The organism is Pseudarthrobacter quantipunctorum (assembly GCF_045291495.1).
Lineage (GTDB): Bacteria > Actinomycetota > Actinomycetes > Actinomycetales > Micrococcaceae > Arthrobacter > Arthrobacter quantipunctorum.
Genome location: NZ_CP148033.1, coordinates 2,785,808 through 2,803,660, shown reverse-complemented (window position 1 = coordinate 2,803,660; position 17,853 = coordinate 2,785,808). Strand labels below are relative to the sequence as shown.

General features: G+C 59.6%; 14 protein-coding genes. 9 read left to right on the top strand and 5 right to left on the bottom strand.

Features of this window, described 5'->3' with window-relative positions; translation table 11 throughout:
- The first annotated feature begins 13 nt into the window (after positions 1-13).
- The 8 genes from sufU to WHH00_RS12660 all read left to right on the top strand — a co-directional run bounded on the left by sufU (position 14) and on the right by WHH00_RS12660 (position 11,603).
- Entirely contained in the window at positions 14-463 is a 450-nt protein-coding gene (sufU, locus tag WHH00_RS12695) for a Fe-S cluster assembly sulfur transfer protein SufU (RefSeq protein WP_406633258.1), read from the top strand.
- A gap of 521 nt (positions 464-984) precedes the next feature.
- Positions 985-1,488, top strand: a complete 504-nt coding sequence (locus WHH00_RS12690; protein ID WP_406633256.1) for an adenylyltransferase/cytidyltransferase family protein — start codon at positions 985-987, stop codon at positions 1,486-1,488.
- Positions 1,475-2,293, top strand: a complete 819-nt coding sequence (locus WHH00_RS12685; protein WP_406633254.1) for a WecB/TagA/CpsF family glycosyltransferase — start codon at positions 1,475-1,477, stop codon at positions 2,291-2,293. Before WHH00_RS12690 ends, WHH00_RS12685 begins: the two co-directional genes overlap by 14 nt.
- Before the next feature lie 110 nt (positions 2,294-2,403).
- Entirely contained in the window at positions 2,404-3,642 is a 1,239-nt protein-coding gene (locus WHH00_RS12680; protein WP_406633252.1) for a hypothetical protein, read from the top strand.
- Positions 3,639-5,225: a hypothetical protein gene (locus tag WHH00_RS12675; protein WP_406633250.1), complete on the top strand. Its 1,587-nt coding sequence runs from the start codon at positions 3,639-3,641 to the stop codon at positions 5,223-5,225. The genes WHH00_RS12680 and WHH00_RS12675 overlap by 4 nt, the downstream gene beginning before the upstream one ends.
- Complete coding sequence (locus tag WHH00_RS12670; protein WP_406633248.1) at positions 5,222-6,622, top strand: O-antigen ligase family protein; 1,401 nt, start codon at positions 5,222-5,224, stop codon at positions 6,620-6,622. Before WHH00_RS12675 ends, WHH00_RS12670 begins: the two co-directional genes overlap by 4 nt.
- Positions 6,623-6,634: 12 nt before the next feature.
- On the top strand, positions 6,635-9,979 hold the full coding sequence (locus WHH00_RS12665; RefSeq protein WP_406633246.1) for a PKD domain-containing protein: 3,345 nt from the start codon (positions 6,635-6,637) through the stop codon (positions 9,977-9,979).
- A gap of 217 nt (positions 9,980-10,196) precedes the next feature.
- The gene (locus WHH00_RS12660; RefSeq protein ID WP_406633244.1) at positions 10,197-11,603 is read left to right on the top strand and encodes a glycerophosphodiester phosphodiesterase; all 1,407 of its coding nucleotides are present in this window, start codon (positions 10,197-10,199) and stop codon (positions 11,601-11,603) included.
- 41 nt (positions 11,604-11,644) lie between these two features.
- Here the strand turns inward: WHH00_RS12660 and WHH00_RS12655 are convergent, their stop codons facing one another.
- Positions 11,645-12,772 (bottom strand): glycosyltransferase family 4 protein, encoded by a 1,128-nt coding sequence (locus WHH00_RS12655; protein WP_406633242.1) that lies wholly within the window; start codon positions 12,770-12,772, stop codon positions 11,645-11,647.
- Positions 12,773-13,369: 597 nt separating this feature from the next.
- Here WHH00_RS12655 and WHH00_RS12650 point away from each other — a divergent pair.
- Positions 13,370-14,452, top strand: a complete 1,083-nt coding sequence (locus WHH00_RS12650; RefSeq protein ID WP_406633240.1) for a right-handed parallel beta-helix repeat-containing protein — start codon at positions 13,370-13,372, stop codon at positions 14,450-14,452.
- A gap of 43 nt (positions 14,453-14,495) precedes the next feature.
- Here the strand turns inward: WHH00_RS12650 and WHH00_RS12645 are convergent, their stop codons facing one another.
- The 4 genes from WHH00_RS12645 to WHH00_RS12630 form a co-directional block, all read right to left on the bottom strand.
- Entirely contained in the window at positions 14,496-15,242 is a 747-nt protein-coding gene (locus WHH00_RS12645) for a CDP-alcohol phosphatidyltransferase family protein (protein WP_406633238.1), read from the bottom strand.
- 193 nt (positions 15,243-15,435) lie between these two features.
- The gene (locus WHH00_RS12640; protein ID WP_406633236.1) at positions 15,436-15,660 is read right to left on the bottom strand and encodes an SCO4848 family membrane protein; all 225 of its coding nucleotides are present in this window, start codon (positions 15,658-15,660) and stop codon (positions 15,436-15,438) included.
- A 3-nt stretch (positions 15,661-15,663) separates the two neighbouring features.
- Complete coding sequence (locus WHH00_RS12635) at positions 15,664-16,161, bottom strand: DUF2505 domain-containing protein (RefSeq protein WP_406633234.1); 498 nt, start codon at positions 16,159-16,161, stop codon at positions 15,664-15,666.
- 43 nt (positions 16,162-16,204) lie between these two features.
- A complete protein-coding gene (locus WHH00_RS12630; RefSeq protein WP_406633232.1) occupies positions 16,205-17,713 on the bottom strand; it encodes an SDR family oxidoreductase in 1,509 nt (502 codons plus the stop codon).
- Positions 17,714-17,853: the final 140 nt, after the last annotated feature.

Below are 17,853 nucleotides of genomic sequence, written 5' to 3'. Positions count from 1 at the left end.
CGAAGGTAACACCATGAGCCTTGACCAGCTGTACCAGCAGATTATCCTGGACCACTCCAAGGCCCGGCACGGCAGCGGCCTTGCGGGCACAGACGCGCCTGAGGGCGCCACCACCGGCCAGTCGCACCAGCTCAACCCGGTGTGCGGGGACGAAGTCACCCTGAGGGTCGCCGTCGAGAACGGAAAAGTGGCCCAGGTCTCGTGGGACGGGGCGGGCTGCTCCATCTCCATGGCGTCTGCTTCGGTGCTCAGTGAAATGGCCGAGGGGATGACGGTGGCGGAGCTGCACAAGGCGATCGACAGCTTCCGCGAAGTCCTGCGCTCACGCGGGAAGGTTGCCGCGGATCCTGACCTGCTGGGGGACGCAGCGGCGTTTGAAGGGGTGGCCCGCTATGCGGCCCGCGTCAAGTGCGCCATGATTTCCTGGGTCGCCGCGGAGGACGCGCTCAACCAGGCTGCCTAGCGGTACCCCCGCTACCAGGTCACTTCCCGAACGGGAGCTGGTTTCCGTCGTAGTACGTGAAAGTAGCTACGTTTGTAAGGTTCCGCTCTTTCTTGAAGGGCGCCCGCCCGTTTCCACCAAGTGGGAACGGCCCTCCTTGCGTTCAAATCTGCAGGAAGGCTGTAGGAGAACGCGCCGTTGCCGAGTTGTAACACCAGTAGATGGCCCTGTTTGATCCGAGTACAAACACGTAACGGCTGCATCGAAAACAGGTAACGACTACCGGTGCACCTTCTGGACTTGGACGCTTGACTGTTCCCAGTCGAGGAACCACAACAGAAGAGGTCTCAGGATGGATACGGTTACCCGTTTGGCCGCGCCGGAAATCATGTTCGGCGGCAGACCCACAGGCACTCATCTTTTCACCTGCTGCGTGTTCACCTTCTCAAACCATTCTCTCTGGCCGTAACGATGGCTTCGCCGTGATTTTTATATACGGCTGATACAGGCAGTAATGGGCGGAAATGGGAAGGAGGCAGACGATGGAACACAGGATCGGCTACGCGCCAGGCGCCTTTGATTTATTTCATGTAGGGCACCTCAACATTCTTAAACACGCAAAATCGAAGTGCGATTATCTGATTGCCGGCGTGGTCTCTGACGAAAATCTGGAGAAGGTTAAGGGCCGCCGGCCAGTTGTACCACTTGCCGAACGCCTTGAGATCGTTGGCCATATCAGCTACGTGGACATGGCGTATGCGGAGGAAATGCCGGACAAGCTGCAGGTGTGGGAGGAACTTCGGTTCAACCTTTTTTTCAAGGGGGATGACTGGCGCGGAACGCCGGAAGGGCAGCGCCTCGAGGTGGCTTTCGGCCAGGTGGGCGTGGAGGTCATCTATTTTCCGTACACCGTCCATACCTCCAGCAGCCTTTTGCGGCGAGCCCTGGGACTGGTGACCGAATCCGAACATGGCATGACGCCTGCTGGCCTTGCTAACTCCTCAACCCGTCTCTTTTCAAGGGAGCCCCAACGTGGCATTACATGAGCACTCTATTTCCGGCAACGGCGCTGGTCTTGGGGGTGCCGCTCATCGTGTGGACATCCTCGGGGTGGGGGTCAGCGCAGTCAACATGGAGCAAGCTCTGCAGAAATTAGTCCAGCACATCGAGGCCGGAGAACGGGGCTATGTCTGCGTGACGGACGTTAACGCCTTGCTTCACGCGAGTAGGGATCCGGAACTGTGCAACATTTTCAACAGGTCTACGATGACTGTCCCGGACGGCGTGCCGCTGGTGTGGGCGGGCAGAAGTGCCGGGGCCGAATGGATGGACCGGGTCTGCGGACCCGACCTGATGCCCGCACTCTTGAGCGTGGCAGCGGAGCAAAAATGGTCATCGTATTTTCTGGGAGGCGCTCCATCTGTTGCAGAAGAAATGATCGAAAGTTTCAAGCGGACCATACCTGATCTTCAAATTGCCGGGTGGCAATCACCGCCTTTTCGCGAGTTGAGCTGCCAGGAAGAAACGGCGATGGTCCAGGAGATTAACGATTCCGGTGCCCAGATTGTGTGGGTAGGTCTGGGCGCTCCCAAGCAGGAACGCTGGATGGACCAATATCGGAGCAAGTTGACTGCGTCGCTTCTTGTAGGAGTCGGCGGGGCCTTCGATATGCATGCCGGGAGGGTCAGGCGCGCGCCGCGTTGGATGCAGCGCAGCGGCCTTGAATGGGCATTCCGGCTGGCGCAAGAGCCCGTCCGGTTGTCTGGACGCTACTCCCGGACCATCCCCGCCTTCGCCCTCGGCATGTTGCGGCACGCTCCCAGGCTTGTGATTGGCAGGGAACAGCCGTGAAGGCACCTGCTGACTCCATCAATGCGGCCGGCCGAGGACCGGTAAAGGTGGAGCGACGGGGCGCGATGAGGCGGGTCGGTTGGGGCCTGGCGGACCAGGCTCTGAGCAGCATGACCAACTTCGCGGTGGGCATATTTGTTGCCCGTTCTGTCAGCGTCTCAGATTTCGGAGCCTATGCCCTTGCCTTTTCGGCTTACTGCCTAGCACTGGGCGTGTCCCGGGCGCTCTCAGCTGAACCCTTCGCCGTGCGGTTCGTCACAAACGAGCCGGAATCCCTCAAGCAGGCACGTGCTGGTGTCTTCGGCGTGGCCTTGGCAACCGGACTGGCATCCGTCGCCTTAGCCGCTTTGCTTAGCCTGGTGATACCTGCAGAGCATCGATCGCTCGTCTTGTGCCTAGGCTTTGTTCTCCCAGGGTTGCTGGTTCAGGATAACGCCAGGCAGGTCCTGTTTACGGCGGGACGTGGCCGCTCCGCGTTCAATAACGATCTTTTATGGGCCCTTCTGCTGATTCCAGCCTTCGCCGCCGTCTTTTTCGCTGGCGCAGTGACCGCCGCCACCCTGATCCTGGCCTGGGGAGCAGCAGCAACAGTGGCGGGCGTCGTTGGTTGCTGGCAATGCCGGACGGTGCCCAGCCTTAAGCAAGTACCGTCTTGGCTTCATTCCCAGCGCCGTCTGTGGCCGCGCTACCTGGTGGAAGGGGCAGCGATCAACGGCTCCCAGCAGGCTACTTACTTTGTGGTCGGAGCTGTTGCCGGCCTCGCCGCAGTGGGCGAACTGAAGCTAGTTCTTGTTCTCTTAGGACCGGTGAATGTTCTTGTCCAGGGAGTGGGCGTTGTTGCGGTTCCAGAGGCAACGAGGGCCATAGCTGCGGGTCGAAAGAGGTTCGTCCGAGTTATGGCGATGTTCTCAGTTCTTGTCGGATTTGGAGCCTTTCTCTGGGGCCTGAGCGTCTCTGCCCTCCCGGTGTCATGGGGAGTTGCAGTTGTTGGCCAGGGCTGGCTGACTGCGTCAGTCCTGGTATTGCCCCTGTTCCTCGTTCAAGTGCTTAACGGGATAAAAACGGGCTCTGCCGTTGGACTTCGCGGCATGTGTGCGGCAAGCACAAGCATGTGGACGCGTGTGGCCGCGTCTCTTATCAGTGTGGCCTCCTCAGTTATCGGTGCGGCGACTGCAGGAGTACAAGGGGCAGCGTGGGGGCTTGTCGCGGCAGCGGCTATCAACGCGGCCCTCTGGCAGGTGCAGTTCAGACGCGTCCTTGCGACACATTCATTCCCTGCCAATGAACAAGGTTCATCCCGCCATCCGGTGGGGCCGGTCTCAACCGAAAGAAACAGAGGTCCCCGATGACTGACTCGTGGTCCGTGTGGCACGAAGCCAAACAGCTACTCAGGATGCACTGGCGGGTGATCGTGTCAGTCATGATATTAGGCGGCTTGGTTGGTGCTGGGTTCGCCCTGCGAAATCCCGTGAACTACACTGCGCGTGCGGAGCTCGTAACTGGCAACTACTCCCTGCCGGAGGAGGTAGCTGTACAACCGGCAATTGACAAAGCGGGCGCACTTGGCCTTGAACTGCCGGCTGAAACCCAAGCTCGCATTGTGGCAAGCCCAAAAATCGTAGACGTTGCTGCGGACGCTCTTCACCTTGACGAGGCGGGCAGGATTGGACTCCTGTCCAATGTAAAAGCAAGCGCCACCACGGATAACTCCCTCTCAATCTCGGTTAAGGGAGCAACGCCCGAGGCCGCAGCAGCTAGCGTGAACGCTGTCGCCACCGCGTACCTTCAATACCGCGCTGATATCGGCCGGGCCGAGATGAACGCTCTGGCACAGCGGGCTCATACAGCCGCCAGGGACAGCCTCGACTCAGCGGCAGCACTCGATGAGCCGCTCAGAACCGCCCAGGCATCCAATGCGGGGTACGCGGCGAGCATTCTTGCAAAGCGTGAAGAACTTGAACGGGCAGCGCGAGCCGCCGAATCTATTGCCGCGGCGTTGGATGTAGCTGTTCAAAGCTTCAATGGTGGGGGTGCGTTAGTGCGGCCCGGTACACCGGAGGATGTTGACGAGTCCCTCTCCCCACCGATGTTCGTTATTCTGGGCCTGGTCGTGGGGCTTCTCGCTGGCCTGGCGTTTACCGTTATCCGCCGTCAAATCAGCGATCGAATTATGGACCGGCGTGACATTTCACGTGCTACGGGCCTGGCTGAGATCTTCGAATTGGACGGCAAGCGGGATATCGCTGCCGTCGGGCAGCTGCTTCTAAGGTCAGTCGCGCAGTCCAGCTCCCAACTTGGTGTTCCGTACGAGCAGGTTGCTGTTAGGCCACTAACGCCGTCACGATTTGGGGCTGCAGGGCTCCTGGCCCTGGCGGCGGGTGGGCAAGGCGATCTCAAATCCGTAGCCGTAGTGGCACTCCCGGAAGATACCGGGGCTGAGATGTCCCGCTTGATGGGCAACCGCACTTCCGCCCCTCTTAATGCCCTCACCGGTCAAGACCTTGCCAGCGTCAATAGCGAGATCGGCTGCACAGCAGCAGCGGTGTTCGGAACCACCCCCGCGCCTGGCGGAACATACGATCTGCTCCTGCTGGCCACGGGTCCCCACTTTGATGCTGCCGGCCGTCATAACACCTTGCCAGCGGGCTTCTCCGGACCTACAGTCCTCGTGGTCCATCGAAAGAGAGACCGCGTGCAAGACCTGGAACAGGCACTCGACGAGTTGAACGCCGCCAACCTTCCAGTTGTTGCCATCCTTTTTGCCGAAGCCGAAAAGGGCAGCACAGGAAAGCGGCATCTAGGCAGTTTGGCCGGTGTGGAACGCAGTTGGAAAACCACAGGCATGGCTCGTATTGACCGCCTGCGGGGTACACCAGCCCGCCGATGGGGTTGGGCAGAGAACCAGCGTGCTACCACGGGAAGCCAGCCGTGACCATTCATAAGACGACGTCCAAGTCCCCTCGGAGCGGCTGTAGGGCCAACATTCCGGCCCTGACGGATGCAGCGGCCGGACGCAGGACAATCGGACGGGGAGCGCACGGCCGGTTCGATGACCGCACGGCCTTTATTGTGCTCTTTGTCGTATGGTGGCTTGTCCTACTGACGGTCCAGCCCTGGACGAGGACCGATCCTGCAGGTGCGGGGGACGGCAGCAGTGCCTTAAAGGGGGCTTTGTTGATGCTGTGCATCGTCTGCCTGCTAATGATGCTGCCGCCAAGGGCAGCACTCCGTGTTCCTGGCCCAACAGCTCTATACCTGCTTTACGGCTCCTATGTGGTGATCTTTTCCGTGCTGCAGCCCAATGCCGTTGAATCGGCATTCCGGGGAACGCGATTGCTTTTGGGCTTGCTGGTTCCGGTGATGCTCTGGCCAGTCGTTCGAGGGCGCCCCCGCTTGATGATCTATGCCTGCACGGCCGCGTACGGGGGGCTGGCGCTAACTGTGCTGGCAGGAGCGGCGCTATCCCCTGAGCAGGCGTGGCAGGAAGGAAAGCCGTTCCAGTCTGCTCGGTTGGTGGGTGCATTCCTGCCGATGATGGCGCCCAGGGTGGGTGAAATAGGCGCGATCCTGGTGGGATTGACCGTAATCCTTTGGACGCAGCGGAAACTGCACCTCGTGCTGCTGCTCGCGGCGGTGTCGGTTGGAACAGGACTTATAGTTTTCAGCCATACTCGGACGGCTGCGTTAGCTCTGGTCCTCGCGTTGTTGGCGGCGTTCCTTACGTGCTTAGGTTCGCCCGGGGGACGGCGGGGTCTGGTCTTAATAATTTCTGCGTCTGCCGCAGCCTTGCCATTCATGCCCACGGTCATCGCGTGGGCTCTCCGCGGACAAGAAACCGAACAGTTGCAGAACCTGACTGGGCGCACGACTGCATGGGACTTCATCCTCAGTCAGCCGTATGACCCCCTGCTGTTTTGGTTTGGCCATGGTCTCGGGGATAAAAGAATCGTCCTTCGTCGAGGCCAAGGGGACATAAACGTCGTGCCCATTGACAACAGCTGGCTCGACGCCTTCTGGGAGACAGGGGCCATCGGGACGATTCTTGTTGTCTTGGCAGTCTTGGCTGCTTTGCTGTACTCACTGACAACGCCCGGGCTCGCGGCTAGGGCGTTTGCTGTCTTCCTAATGTCTTACGTAATGGTTTCGTCCGTCAGTGAGAGCGGTCTTTGTGACTTCTCCTCGTTAACGCTCCTGGTTCTCGTTGCTGTCCTGGTCAGTGCTGTTGACAGGGCAGATGCGCGGGAAAAGAAGCTGCATCGGCAAGCCCCCTTCGGTCCAGCCCGCCTAATGTCTTCGGGCCAGGCTTCATCGCATCCAGGAACAATTTAGGAGAGGTGCTAAATGCACAAAGAATATGTTTGGCGCCCGGCCAGTGTACTGGCGGCGATGCTGCTGCTCGTGGCAGGTATTGTGTCTCCGGCCTTTGCCCGTGAGACAGCACTTTCTGCAACAAGTTCCCCTATTTGGCAGACTAATAACACAGTCAGGGCCGTTGCCTACGCTAATGGGAAGGTGTTTGTCGGCGGGGAGTTTACCACCGTGCGTCCGCCCGGTGCCGCCGCCGGAACCCAGGAGACTTCACGGACATACCTGGCGGCTATGGACGCGGCAACGGGTGAGCTATTATCTTTCGCCCCGCAACCTAACGGAATTGTCTGGACCCTGGCAGCGTCCGAGGACCAAAGCCGAGTGTATGTTGGCGGTGATTTCACCCAGGTGGCCGGGCAGTCGCGGCAGCGTATAGCAGCTTTTGATACAAATACTCTGTCCCTGATTTCCACCTTCAGGCCGAATGTGAGTTATCGAGTGGCAACTATCGCCGCCCAGGGTGCCAACGTGTACTTCGGCGGCTCTTTCGGCGCTGTGACAGGTGCTGTTCGTAATCGATTGGCTGCAGTGGAGGCGAGCAACGGGGCCCTTCTTCCCTGGAACCCGAACGCCAATGCCGATGTCAAGGTCGTTCGGCCAGCCCCGGACGGCAGCAAAGTTTACGTGGGAGGCATGTTCGACACCCTCGGCGGTTCGCCTTCCTGGGCAGTTGGCTTAGTCGACAGCACTCAAGGCGCGTTGCTTCCATTTCCGGCTGCATCGGCGATCCCGGCGAAGTCCAGCGCTTGCGTGTCAACCGTAAGGGACATCGTTGTCGATCAAACTACTGCCTATTTCGCGAACGCTGGCAAGGGAGGGGGATGCTTTGATGGCACTTTCGCTGCCGACCTTAATACCGGTGCCCTCAAATGGCGGAACAACTGCCTCGGCGCCACTGAGGCGCTCGCCCTTGTTGGAGGTTGGCTGTACAAGGGATCGCATGCACACAATTGCAGCAACGATGGAGGATTCCCCGAAGGCCCGAACCGATACCTTCTCGTGCAACGGCCCGACAACGGGCAACTGGCCGGTTGGTACCCTCAGACCAACGCTGGCGGAGTGACGCGGGTTGGCCCTTTCGCCATGGCGACGGATGGGAAACAGCTGTGGGTCGGGGGGGACTTCACCACGGTGAACAGGACGGGCCAGCAGGGCATGACGCGGTTCCAGGCAGATCCGGAAACACCACCGGTCCGTCCTTTGACACCCTCAGCCTCGAGCACCAAGCCGGGGGAAGTGAAGGTTACGTTCAAGGCCACGATCGACAATGACGACGAGAACCTCACGTACAACTTGTACCGGTCAGGGACGGCCGAGCCGATCCTTACTCAGGTGCTGCGCTCCAGGTTCTGGGATATTCCCTCGGTGACTTTCACCGACAAGAACCTTACTCCGGGGACACAGGCGGCATACAGGGTTGAAGCCTCAGACGGCGTGGCCGTAGTTCAGTCCTACTGGACGCTGTACATTACTGTCGCATCCCAGCCTGCAAGCTATCAGGACACGGTAAAGGGTGACGGGGCGGGAAGTTTCTGGCGGATGGAAGAGACAGGCGGCACGACGGCGGCCGACTCTGCCGGAAGCAATACGGGTACTTATGGGTCGATGACTTTGGGGATGGCAGGAATCCTGCCCGGATCCACTTCGGCCGCTTTGGCCGCAAGCAACAGCAATCTCACAAGTAGCGTGCTGCAGTCCAACCCCCAGACTTTCTCCTTGGAAGCATGGATCAAGTCGTCCACAACTTCGGGTGGCCGAATAGTGGGCTTCGGAAACAACCGGAACACGACCAGCGGTAACTACGACCGCCACGTCTATATGCGGAACGACGGTAAAGTTGTTTTCGGTGTGTGGACGGGGTCCGCAAACACTGTGACCAGTGCCACTGCCATCAACGATGGCCAATGGCACCACGTTGTTGCAACCATGAGTCCGGGAAAGACCGAGCTGTTTGTTGACGGAGTCAGCCAGGGAACCAACACTCCGGCCCCCGCCCAAGCCTATAACGGCTACTGGAGGATTGGTGCCGACAATTTGAACGGTTGGCCCAACCAACCGGCATCCGCGGCGATGGTCGGCAACATTGACGAAGTAGCCATCTATCCCAATTCTCTTTCGTCATCTGATGTTCAATGGCACTACAGCTTGGGTAAAGCCAACCAAGCGCCGGTGGCATCCTTTAGTTCGGACTGCAGCGGGCTTGATTGTGATTTCGATGCATCCGCTTCCGGGGACCTTGACGGGACCATCACCGAATATGCGTGGGACTTCGGCGACGGACAGACTAGCGCCGGTGCAACGCCCTCGCACGTGTACAGCCAGTCAGGAACATACCAGGTCCGGCTCACGGTAACGGATAACTTGGGGGCCGCCGGCACCACAACAAATGCCGTGACAGTGGCTGCTCCCAACCAGGCACCTGCTGCCGCGATTGCCACGTCATGCACCGGGCTGACGTGCTCCTTCGACGGGTCCGCTTCCTCGGATCCCGACGGAAATGTGAGTGCTTGGGCATGGGACTTTGGTGACGGAACAACAGGTGCCGGCGAGACCGCCTCGCACACCTACTCTGAGGCGGGCAATTACGCAGTAAAACTGACCGTCACGGACGACAAAGGTACTTCCTCGGAAACCGCCGCAAACCTTCCAGTGACGCCGCCGGCTGCGGGTACAGTCCTGGCAAAGGACAGCTTCGCACGGACTCTTACGCAAGGGCTGGGCTCAGCGGACCTAGGCGGATCCTGGACCACCACCGCTTCAGCTAGCAGATACTCAGTTACTGGAGGGGCAGGCAACTGGATTATGCAGGCTCCTGGAAACGCACCGGCTGCCCACCTGAAAAACGTGGTTACCGCTGACGCAGACCTCTCCTTCAACGTGAGCCTGGATAAGAACGCAACCGGTGGTGGAGTGTACCTGAGCGCTGTGGCCCGTTCAGTCACAAACCAGGGAGAGTACAGGGCCAAGGTTCGGTTTACCTCGACCGGAAGGATTTACCTGCGCATTGTGAGGACAACAGCCACAGGAGCCGAAACTAACCTGACAAGCGAAACGCTAATCTCAGGGCTGGCTGGAACCAACGGCGAAAAGATTGCCGTTCGCGTGCAAGTCACTGGGCAAGGAACTGCTGCCATCAGAGCAAAGGTGTGGCTTGCGGGTGAAGCAGAACCGGCACCCTGGCAACTTGAAGTATCGGATTCCACTGCCGGTCTCCAGGCCCCTGGCTACACAGGCATCCTGTCGGCACTTTCGGGTTCGGCAACGAATGCCCCTGTAACTGCGCGTATTTCGGATTACCTGCTTACAAGTCCCCGATGAGAAAGGCACCCTACTGTGCAATGCCCACGCGAGATTGAAGGCGCCGGCGACAAACGTGCTCGTCGGCGCCCGGACAGCCGTCTAACGGCCCGGAGAGGGGTTGCACCTGAACTTGCAGTAACTCCGATTAGGGGCGCGTGGGAGGTGAATAGGCGTGGCAGGAGCTGAATTTCGGAGGACTTCCGGGAGGGAGTGGCTGTCACGCAGACAGCTCTTTATGGCCGCTGGAGCCGGATTCCTGCTATCCGGGTGTAGCACTAACGGAGCCGTGAACGTGGTTACACCGACTCCGCGGAACCGAGCGGCGGAGGTTTTCACTGTCTCGGATTTACTAAGTACCACTCCGTTTCACATCGCGCATAGGGGATCAGGAGACAATTGGACCGAACACACGGCTGCCTCCTATCTCCGGGCGGTGCAAAGCGGTGCCAAGGCCATTGAGGTCTCGGTAAGCTCAACGAGCGACGGTGTGTTGGTGTGTCATCATGACCTCAGTACAGAACGCATGACGGGCCGAAACCTGCCAATAAGCGAGGTCACCTATGCGGAACTTGAAGCCTGTAAAAATGACGCAAGGTCCTGGATAGGACCGCGCGTGCCCTTTGAGCCCATCCCGCGATTAAAGGACGTATTGGATGCCCATGCACCTAACAATGTCATATTCATCGAAGACAAGCAGGGCGTGAACACGGTTCAGTTACTGGATCTTATGGACAGCTATCCCGACTCAAAGGATCACTTTGTGTGGAAACAGACAGCTGCCGGTAAGCACCACGCTGAGGCCAAGGAACGGGGGTACAAAACGTGGGGATACTTTATTGACAATGTTCAGGTTCCTTTTTCCGACTATGCTGATCGCTTTGACTACCTGGGCATCTACCACGGTGCCACCGATGATGAGATCAAGGCTCTGGTGGCCATCGGCAAACCTGTCATTTGCTGGGAAATTCACACCCGATGGATGCGGGAACGCGTCCTGGCACTCGGCGTCCAGGGGCTCATGTGCTCAAACTTCCCCTACGTATCGAGCAACAAAGCAATCAGCGGGCAGGACGCTTTTGCGTCAGGCGTGCGGGCTGCTGGAGATCTGCCGTATATTCTGGCGCCTGAATATCAGCCAACCTTGCAGCCGGAATTTGCCTCCCTAAGCCTCAACCACGAATCAAGTTCCAGTTATACCTTGGGTTCGATGTGCCCTGTAGGGAAAGACTCGTACTCTCTATCCTTCGACATGAGGTGGCCGCTGGATATCCCAGGGAGCGGCAGCGCCGGAATGGCCTTCGGACAGAACGACGACCAGCCTTATCGCCCTACCGTCCCGGCCACTGTCGGTGGGTACCACTTCACCATCGATCGACTGGGCACCATGCGTCTCTTTGGGCGGGCAGCAGGGGCACTGGACGGCGAGCTGCTTCGGGAACTCCGCACAGAAGCGCCCAAATCGGGTGCTTGGATGCGTTTCATCATCGACGTGGGACCTGTGGACATTACTGTCAGGCGTACGGATGGGGAAGTGGTATCGGGTGCGGTGGCGAATTCTGCCTACCGCGGAGGTTATTTTGGGCTTACAAAAAACTACAAGGGTCGGCAGCCCGTCGAATTCCGGCAGGTTGGAGTGACATGAAATTTTGCCGAGGAATTATTGCTTCGCCCCCAACGGGAGAGCTAGGAACGGGACGCATCGTAGTTCCGGATGACGTCCTCATAAATGCCAACCAAGGCCAGAATGTTGCTGGGAGGGGTGAAATGGGAGAGGTAATCCTGCCGTGCAGCCGCACCCGTGCGAAGTGATACCACCTCGACCCCCGCCTTTTTGAGGGCGCTGCGAAGGGATTGCGGATCTCCGGGACGGAACGTAAACCCGTTGTAATCCTGGCGGACCAACTCCGGGAAGACGCCCTGGTCGGGGACCACGGCCGGTACACCGTGGGCAAAGGCTTCGACAACACTAAGGCCGAACGTCTCGAAAGCTCTGGACGGGGTAACAAGATAGCGGGCGTCCACTAGAAGTTTCAGTGCCTCGGGGCGGGAAAGTGAACCCAGGAAGCGGACGGAGTCCCCGTGCACAGCTGCCTGAGCTTCCAACTCTTGGCGGAGTGGGCCGTCACCGGCAATCATGAGGGTCCCAAGGGTAGAATCCCAGGCTTGGATGAGAGTAGACACGCCCTTTTCCTCAGAAAGCCGCCCCAAGTAGAGCCCATATGACCCGGCAGTTTCCCGCACGCGGTCCGGGAAAGGAATGAAATGGGGTTTGCGAGTAATGCGCTCTGCTGGGATGCCCGCTCGGGTCATTATGTCCCGCGCGAACTCGCTCATCACCACGAACCGGTCCACACCGCGCTGCCAAGTCTTAAGGGCGCCATGGGTTGCTATCGAGAGAGTCAGGGGAGCCGTGGCCAAGCGGCTGCCACGATAGCAAGCATGGACCAAGGAAGGCAATGGTGTACCTTCCAGGCATTTCAGGCATGGCAGCCCGTTCCTTAGGAGGGTTCCTGCCGCACAAACGAACCGGTAGTTATGAAGGGTTGCCACGACAGGCACCGACATATGCCGCGCTGCCGCCAGGATTGAGGGGCTGATCAACGGGAAGGAATTATGTACGTGAATGACATCAAAGCGCTCCCGCTTGAGCTCTCGCGTCATGGCTGCCTGATCCTCGAAGGACCAGATGACCCGCAGTGGCAGCTCCGCCTTGCGCATCACAGACATGGCCTCGATGTCATCGCTCTTGCGGATGTACTCCACTACGTTATGTCCGGCGTCCTCCAGCAATTTGCGCTCCTGCTGCACCACCGTATCTTCTCCGCTAGGATGATCCGATCGGTAACGGTTGTGGACCAATAAAATGCGCAAGAGAATCCATCCGCTAGTTTTTCAATTTCATCGCATGCTACCCAACGGTGGGGGTTTTTGCCAGAGAAGGATGACGACGTGATCCATTTCCGAGTTGGCTGCGAAATCTTATTGCTGTTGGCCAGTGCCTTGATTATCAGCGGCTGTAGCGGGCCGGGTACAGGAGCTCCGGCGCCATCCTCGCCGATTCTTCCGACTGCAACTCCGGTGTCAGGGCCACGGCCCGAAGTATCTTCCGGTGGCAATACCCCTCCGTGCACAGTTTCAGTTGAACCTGGCGTTGATATAGCAGGCCTCGCGAGCAGGGAGCCTGAGGGTGCGGTCATTTGCCTTGGTCCCGGGTTGTACAGAGTGCCCCACACGATTGAACCGAAGGCCCTGCAAACTCTCCGCGGAAGTGAAGGCACAGTTCTTACGGGTGAAATACCAGTGGAGGGGTGGAGGAAGGATGGGGAACATTGGGCGGTCTCAGGTTATCTCCCTCCGGACTACGAAAAGGTCGGCCAATGTGAAGACACTACTGCAAACCCGTGTCAAGTGGCCGAGAGCTTTTTCCTGAACGGCAGTCCTGTGCGCAGGGTGATGTCAAGGGGCGCCGTTGATGAGGCAACATTCTTTGCCGACTATTCTGAAAATGTTCTGTATGTTGGGCAGAATCCGCAAGGGCAGGCCGCAACACTGGCAAGAACGCGCACTGCTATCGGTTCCACCGAGCCGAGCGTTGTCATCGAAAAATTGACCGTTCGAGGCTTCGCCAACCTGGCCCAAAAGGGTGCGGTGCTGGTAGGAGGCAGAGACTGGACCGTTCGCAACTCAGTTATTACCGCAAATCATGGAGTGGGAATCATGATAGTGCGAGCGGAAAATGCGCGAATTTCGGATAATACCATTACGGCGAACGGTCAGATGGGGATCGGCCAGTATCGCTCTCCAGCGGGCCGTATAGAGAACAACCGTATCGCTGCAAACAATACAGCTGAGTTTTGGCGCGCAGATTGGGAATCCGGCGGGATAAAAGTCACCAAGTCCTCCAGCACCATCGCCAACAACCAAATTTTCGACAATCTCGGCGTAGGCGTTTGGATAGATGAAGCGGGAGATGGTGTGTCAATCCTGTCTAATGACATCCAGGGCAATGCTGCCTGCGGTGTTCGCTACGAAATTAGTCGCAACGGCAGAATCGTAGGGAATACGATCAGGGAAAATGCGCTGGCGCTCAAACGCGGTGCTGGCACAAATATTTTTACTGGCGCCGGCATAACCGTCAACACCAGCAGCGACGTGACCATTGAGAATAACAAGCTGTTGGGAAACTTAAACGGCATCGGGGTACAGGCGCGACCACGGGGAGAAGGGCCATGGGGTGAGTATGTCCTGGAGAAAATTTCAGTCAAGGGCAATCACATCGATCTGAGAGCCCCGGCTACTGCAACAACCGGCTACGTTGAGGCAGATTCCTTGGTCACAACGCCTCCAGCTAGCGCTGTGATCTTCCACGGCAACCGCTACGTCCTCACTGATCCAGCATCCGCAAGGTTTAATCTAAAGGACCGCCTCGTCGACTTCCGAGCCTGGCAAGCGGCGGAAAAAGATAAAAACGGAACCGTGACCGGCAGGTGACATACCCAGCGTCCGTGTTAGAGCCAAACCTGGAGTTCCGTAATTAGGCCTTGCCCGTCGCTCCGTAGCTGCGCACCTCCCGGTACCAGCGAGGCAACGCCAGTACCAGAAAGCAAACATTGACGACAAACAATGAAGCGTAGACCGCGGTGAAAGCAGGCGGGACTGCCCACAGCAGGAATACCACGGCCAGTACGCCGTATTCCGTCGGCATGACGGCTAGCGAATAGATAAATGACGAGCTTCCTTCACCCGCCAAGCGCATGGAAGTGGATCCGCGATGAGCCCTCCTCATCTGGTCCGTCAGGATGATCGCGAAGAAAAGCACAACAGCCAGCAGTTGATAGAACAAAGGAACTAACAGCCACACCTCATGCTGTGCGTACCCGCGGTACCAGGCAACCAAAACGGCTAGGTGTATTGAGGCCATTTTGAAGGCGTCCACCACATGGTCCAGCCATTCGCCGGCGAAACTGCCGCCACCGCGAAGCCGTGCCAGCTGCCCATCAGCCGAGTCGAGGGCGTAGCCAAGAACGAGCAACACGACAACAATCATGCTGACGGTCCACGTGGCGGGAGCCAGCGCAATGAGCGCGATTCCGGAAAAGCTGCAAAGGGCGCTTAATGCGGTAACGCCATTCGGTGTCATCTTTAATTTGTACGCCAATGCCGCCAGGTGGCGTCCGGCAGGTCGATTTAGATAGCGTGCGTAGGCCGAGGCACCCTTGGATGTCTTCTGTTTGGATCGCAGAAGATCGACAATTTCCCGGTGCGATGCAGCGGATGCCATTGCCGAATGGCTTTGCTCTACATCCATCGCAGTGATTTCCGGGCGGCATTCAGGGCAATTTCGCTATTTGTCAAAAGCATGGCTTTATAGTATCCGGATGGGCCTGAAGGGCCTAGGGCTTCAACCAGCCACACGGATCAGCAGCCAGCAGGACCAACTGCTTGCAGTGCCCTAGGGGTACGCCTCGCTCTATCTATACCTGGACAAGCGCCATGACGCCGATGACCGCAGTGGCGGCGCCCAAAACCATCGAGATGCTCACCAGCACCACATGGACGGTCAGGAACCTGGTGGCCTTGCCGGCGGAGTCCCGGGCACGCGGATCCTTCATGACCCGGCGCAGGAACTGCGGCCAGACCACCAGGGACCAGACTCCCGCGATGATCAGGACCAGTGAAGCGAAAGCGGGCAGTTCCACGGGTTAGTGGCTTTCCAGCCAGGCCTGTGCCTGCTTGGCCTGGAGGTTCAGGGCCTTGGCCACCATCGGCTCGGCGGCATCGGCGATCTTCCCGCCGAGGAACGGCACCGAGGACTTTACGGCGCCCTCAAGCTCAACGCGGGTGCCGCCGTCGGCAGCCACGAGCCGCTGCACGGCGGTGACATCAACGGGGGCGCCGGCAATCTTCAGCGAGATGCTGCTTTGGCGGGAGCCGTCCGCAGCCGGAGCGTCCCAGTTTTCCACCTGGGTCACCTTGAGCTGCTCACCCACGAACTTCCGGGCAATCTCGGGAAGGCGGGTGGTGGGCAGGGTCCTCACCGAAGTGGCGCTGAAAGCTCCGGCAACGTCTCCATCCACGGTGAACGATTCCAGCGAGCCGCCCACGAGCTGGCTGACGTGGCGCTGGAAATCCTCGTTCACCAGGACAGCTGCGACGTTGTCGACGGAGTGCGGAAGGGTGGTGGTTGCGCTCAGGGCCATGTGTCCTCCTGGGACGTGCGGAACGGTTTTAACTCCACACATCCTACGGGCTTTGTTCTGCGTGCTCCGCATCCACGATCTTTTGGGCGGCGGTGGTGATGTTCCGTGCCATGGCCGGGAAGATCAGGCTGTGGAAGGGAAGTACCGCCAGCCAGTACAGCCTTCCGCTGAGCCCCTTGGGGAAGAAGATGGCCCGCTGGCGGTAGCGGCTCCCGGTCCCGTCGGGCTCCACGGAGAGCTCCAGCCAGGCACGCCCCGGAGCGCGCATTTCTGCCCGCAGCCGCAGCAGCTTCCCGCGGTCTATCCGTTCCACACGCCACCAGTCAACAACCTCCCCGGTGGCCAGGGTGTGGGGATGCCGCCGTCCGCGGAGCAGCCCGGCGCCGCCGGTCAGCTTGTCCAGCCACCCGCGGACCTGCCACGCCAGGGGAAGGGAGTACCACCCGTTCCGCCCGCCGATGCCCTCGATCACTGTCCACACATGGGCCGGGTCCACATCTCCGTGGAAGGTCCGTTCGTCGATGTAGACCTTGTGCCCGGCCCACTCGGGGTCGCTGGGCAGCGGATCCGAAGCCGCCCCGGCATTGGCCCACGTCGTTTGCACCTGGCCGTCGCGTTCCTTGCCGAGGGCCAGGGCCACCGCCGTGCGGTAGGTGGTCAGTCCGCCGTCGGGCTGCGGGATGTACTGGTCGATGTCGTGTTCGTCGGACACGGCATCGTGCTGGAGGGACTGGACCAGCGGTACGGCCATGGATAAGGGGATGGGGGTGGTGAGGGCGACCCACATGCCGGCGAGCTTGGGCGCCGGGACGGGAAGCGCCAGCACCACACGGTAGGGGAGCCCGGCTTCGGCGGCGTACTCCTTCATCATCCCGGCATAGGTGAGGACCTGCCGGCAGCCGATATCGAACGTGCGGTTGATCGGCCCGTCAAGGGACGCCGCCGAGACAAGGTAGTAGAGGACGTCCCGCACTGCGATGGCTTCGATCCGGTTGCGGACCCAGCTGGGTGCCGGCATGAGCGGCAGCGTCTCGGAAAGGTGGCGGATCATCTCGAAGGATGCAGAGCCTGAGCCGATCACCACGCCGGCCTGGAACACGATGGCATCCACCGGGCTGTCCAGGAAGACTTTCCCCACCGCTTCCCGGGAACGCATGTGGGTGGACAGCTCGACGCCCGTGGGGTGCAGGCCCCCTAGGTAGACGATCCTGCCGACCCCCGCCGCCGCAGCGGCTTCCGCCGCCGTCCGGGCCATGGCCTGCTCCTTGGCTTCAAATCCGGACCCGGCCGCCATGGAATGCACCAGGTAGTAGAAGACGTCAACGCCGTCCAGCGCCTTCCGCAGCGCACCGCCGTCGTCAAGGCTGCTTTCCACAACCTCCACATCGTCCCGCCACGGCACCCCGGCGATCTTGTCCGGGGAGCGCACCAGGACTTTGACCGTGTGGCCGGCCTCCAGGAGCTTGGGCACAAGCCGGCCCCCAATGTAGCCGGTGGCTCCGGTGACCAGGACAGTCCTGGGTGTCCGCGGGGTGCTGCTGGTTTCAGTCATGGTGGCTCCTTATCGTCCACAGGCCATTCGGAGCGGCCCGCGGTCTGGACGGCTGCTGCTTGCGTAGACTGCCGCCGGCTTCAGCTGCCTGTCTTGTCCGTCACTGTCAGCCTAGTCCTGCACCAGGGTGCCAGCCCTGT

Excerpts from the sequence above, each read along its gene's own strand:
- sufU (WP_406633258.1), top strand. The coding sequence starts at position 14 with ATGAGCCTTGACCAGCTGTACCAGCAGATTATCCTGGACCACTCCAAG.
- WHH00_RS12690 (WP_406633256.1), top strand. The coding sequence starts at position 985 with ATGGAACACAGGATCGGCTACGCGCCAGGCGCCTTTGATTTATTTCAT.
- WHH00_RS12680 (WP_406633252.1), top strand. The coding sequence starts at position 2,404 with ATGACCAACTTCGCGGTGGGCATATTTGTTGCCCGTTCTGTCAGCGTC.
- WHH00_RS12675 (WP_406633250.1), top strand. The coding sequence starts at position 3,639 with ATGACTGACTCGTGGTCCGTGTGGCACGAAGCCAAACAGCTACTCAGG.
- WHH00_RS12665 (WP_406633246.1), top strand. The coding sequence starts at position 6,635 with ATGCACAAAGAATATGTTTGGCGCCCGGCCAGTGTACTGGCGGCGATG.
- WHH00_RS12660 (WP_406633244.1), top strand. The coding sequence starts at position 10,197 with ATGGCCGCTGGAGCCGGATTCCTGCTATCCGGGTGTAGCACTAACGGA.
- WHH00_RS12645 (WP_406633238.1), bottom strand. The coding sequence starts at position 15,242 with ATGGCATCCGCTGCATCGCACCGGGAAATTGTCGATCTTCTGCGATCC.
- WHH00_RS12635 (WP_406633234.1), bottom strand. The coding sequence starts at position 16,161 with ATGGCCCTGAGCGCAACCACCACCCTTCCGCACTCCGTCGACAACGTC.
- WHH00_RS12630 (WP_406633232.1), bottom strand. The coding sequence starts at position 17,713 with ATGACTGAAACCAGCAGCACCCCGCGGACACCCAGGACTGTCCTGGTC.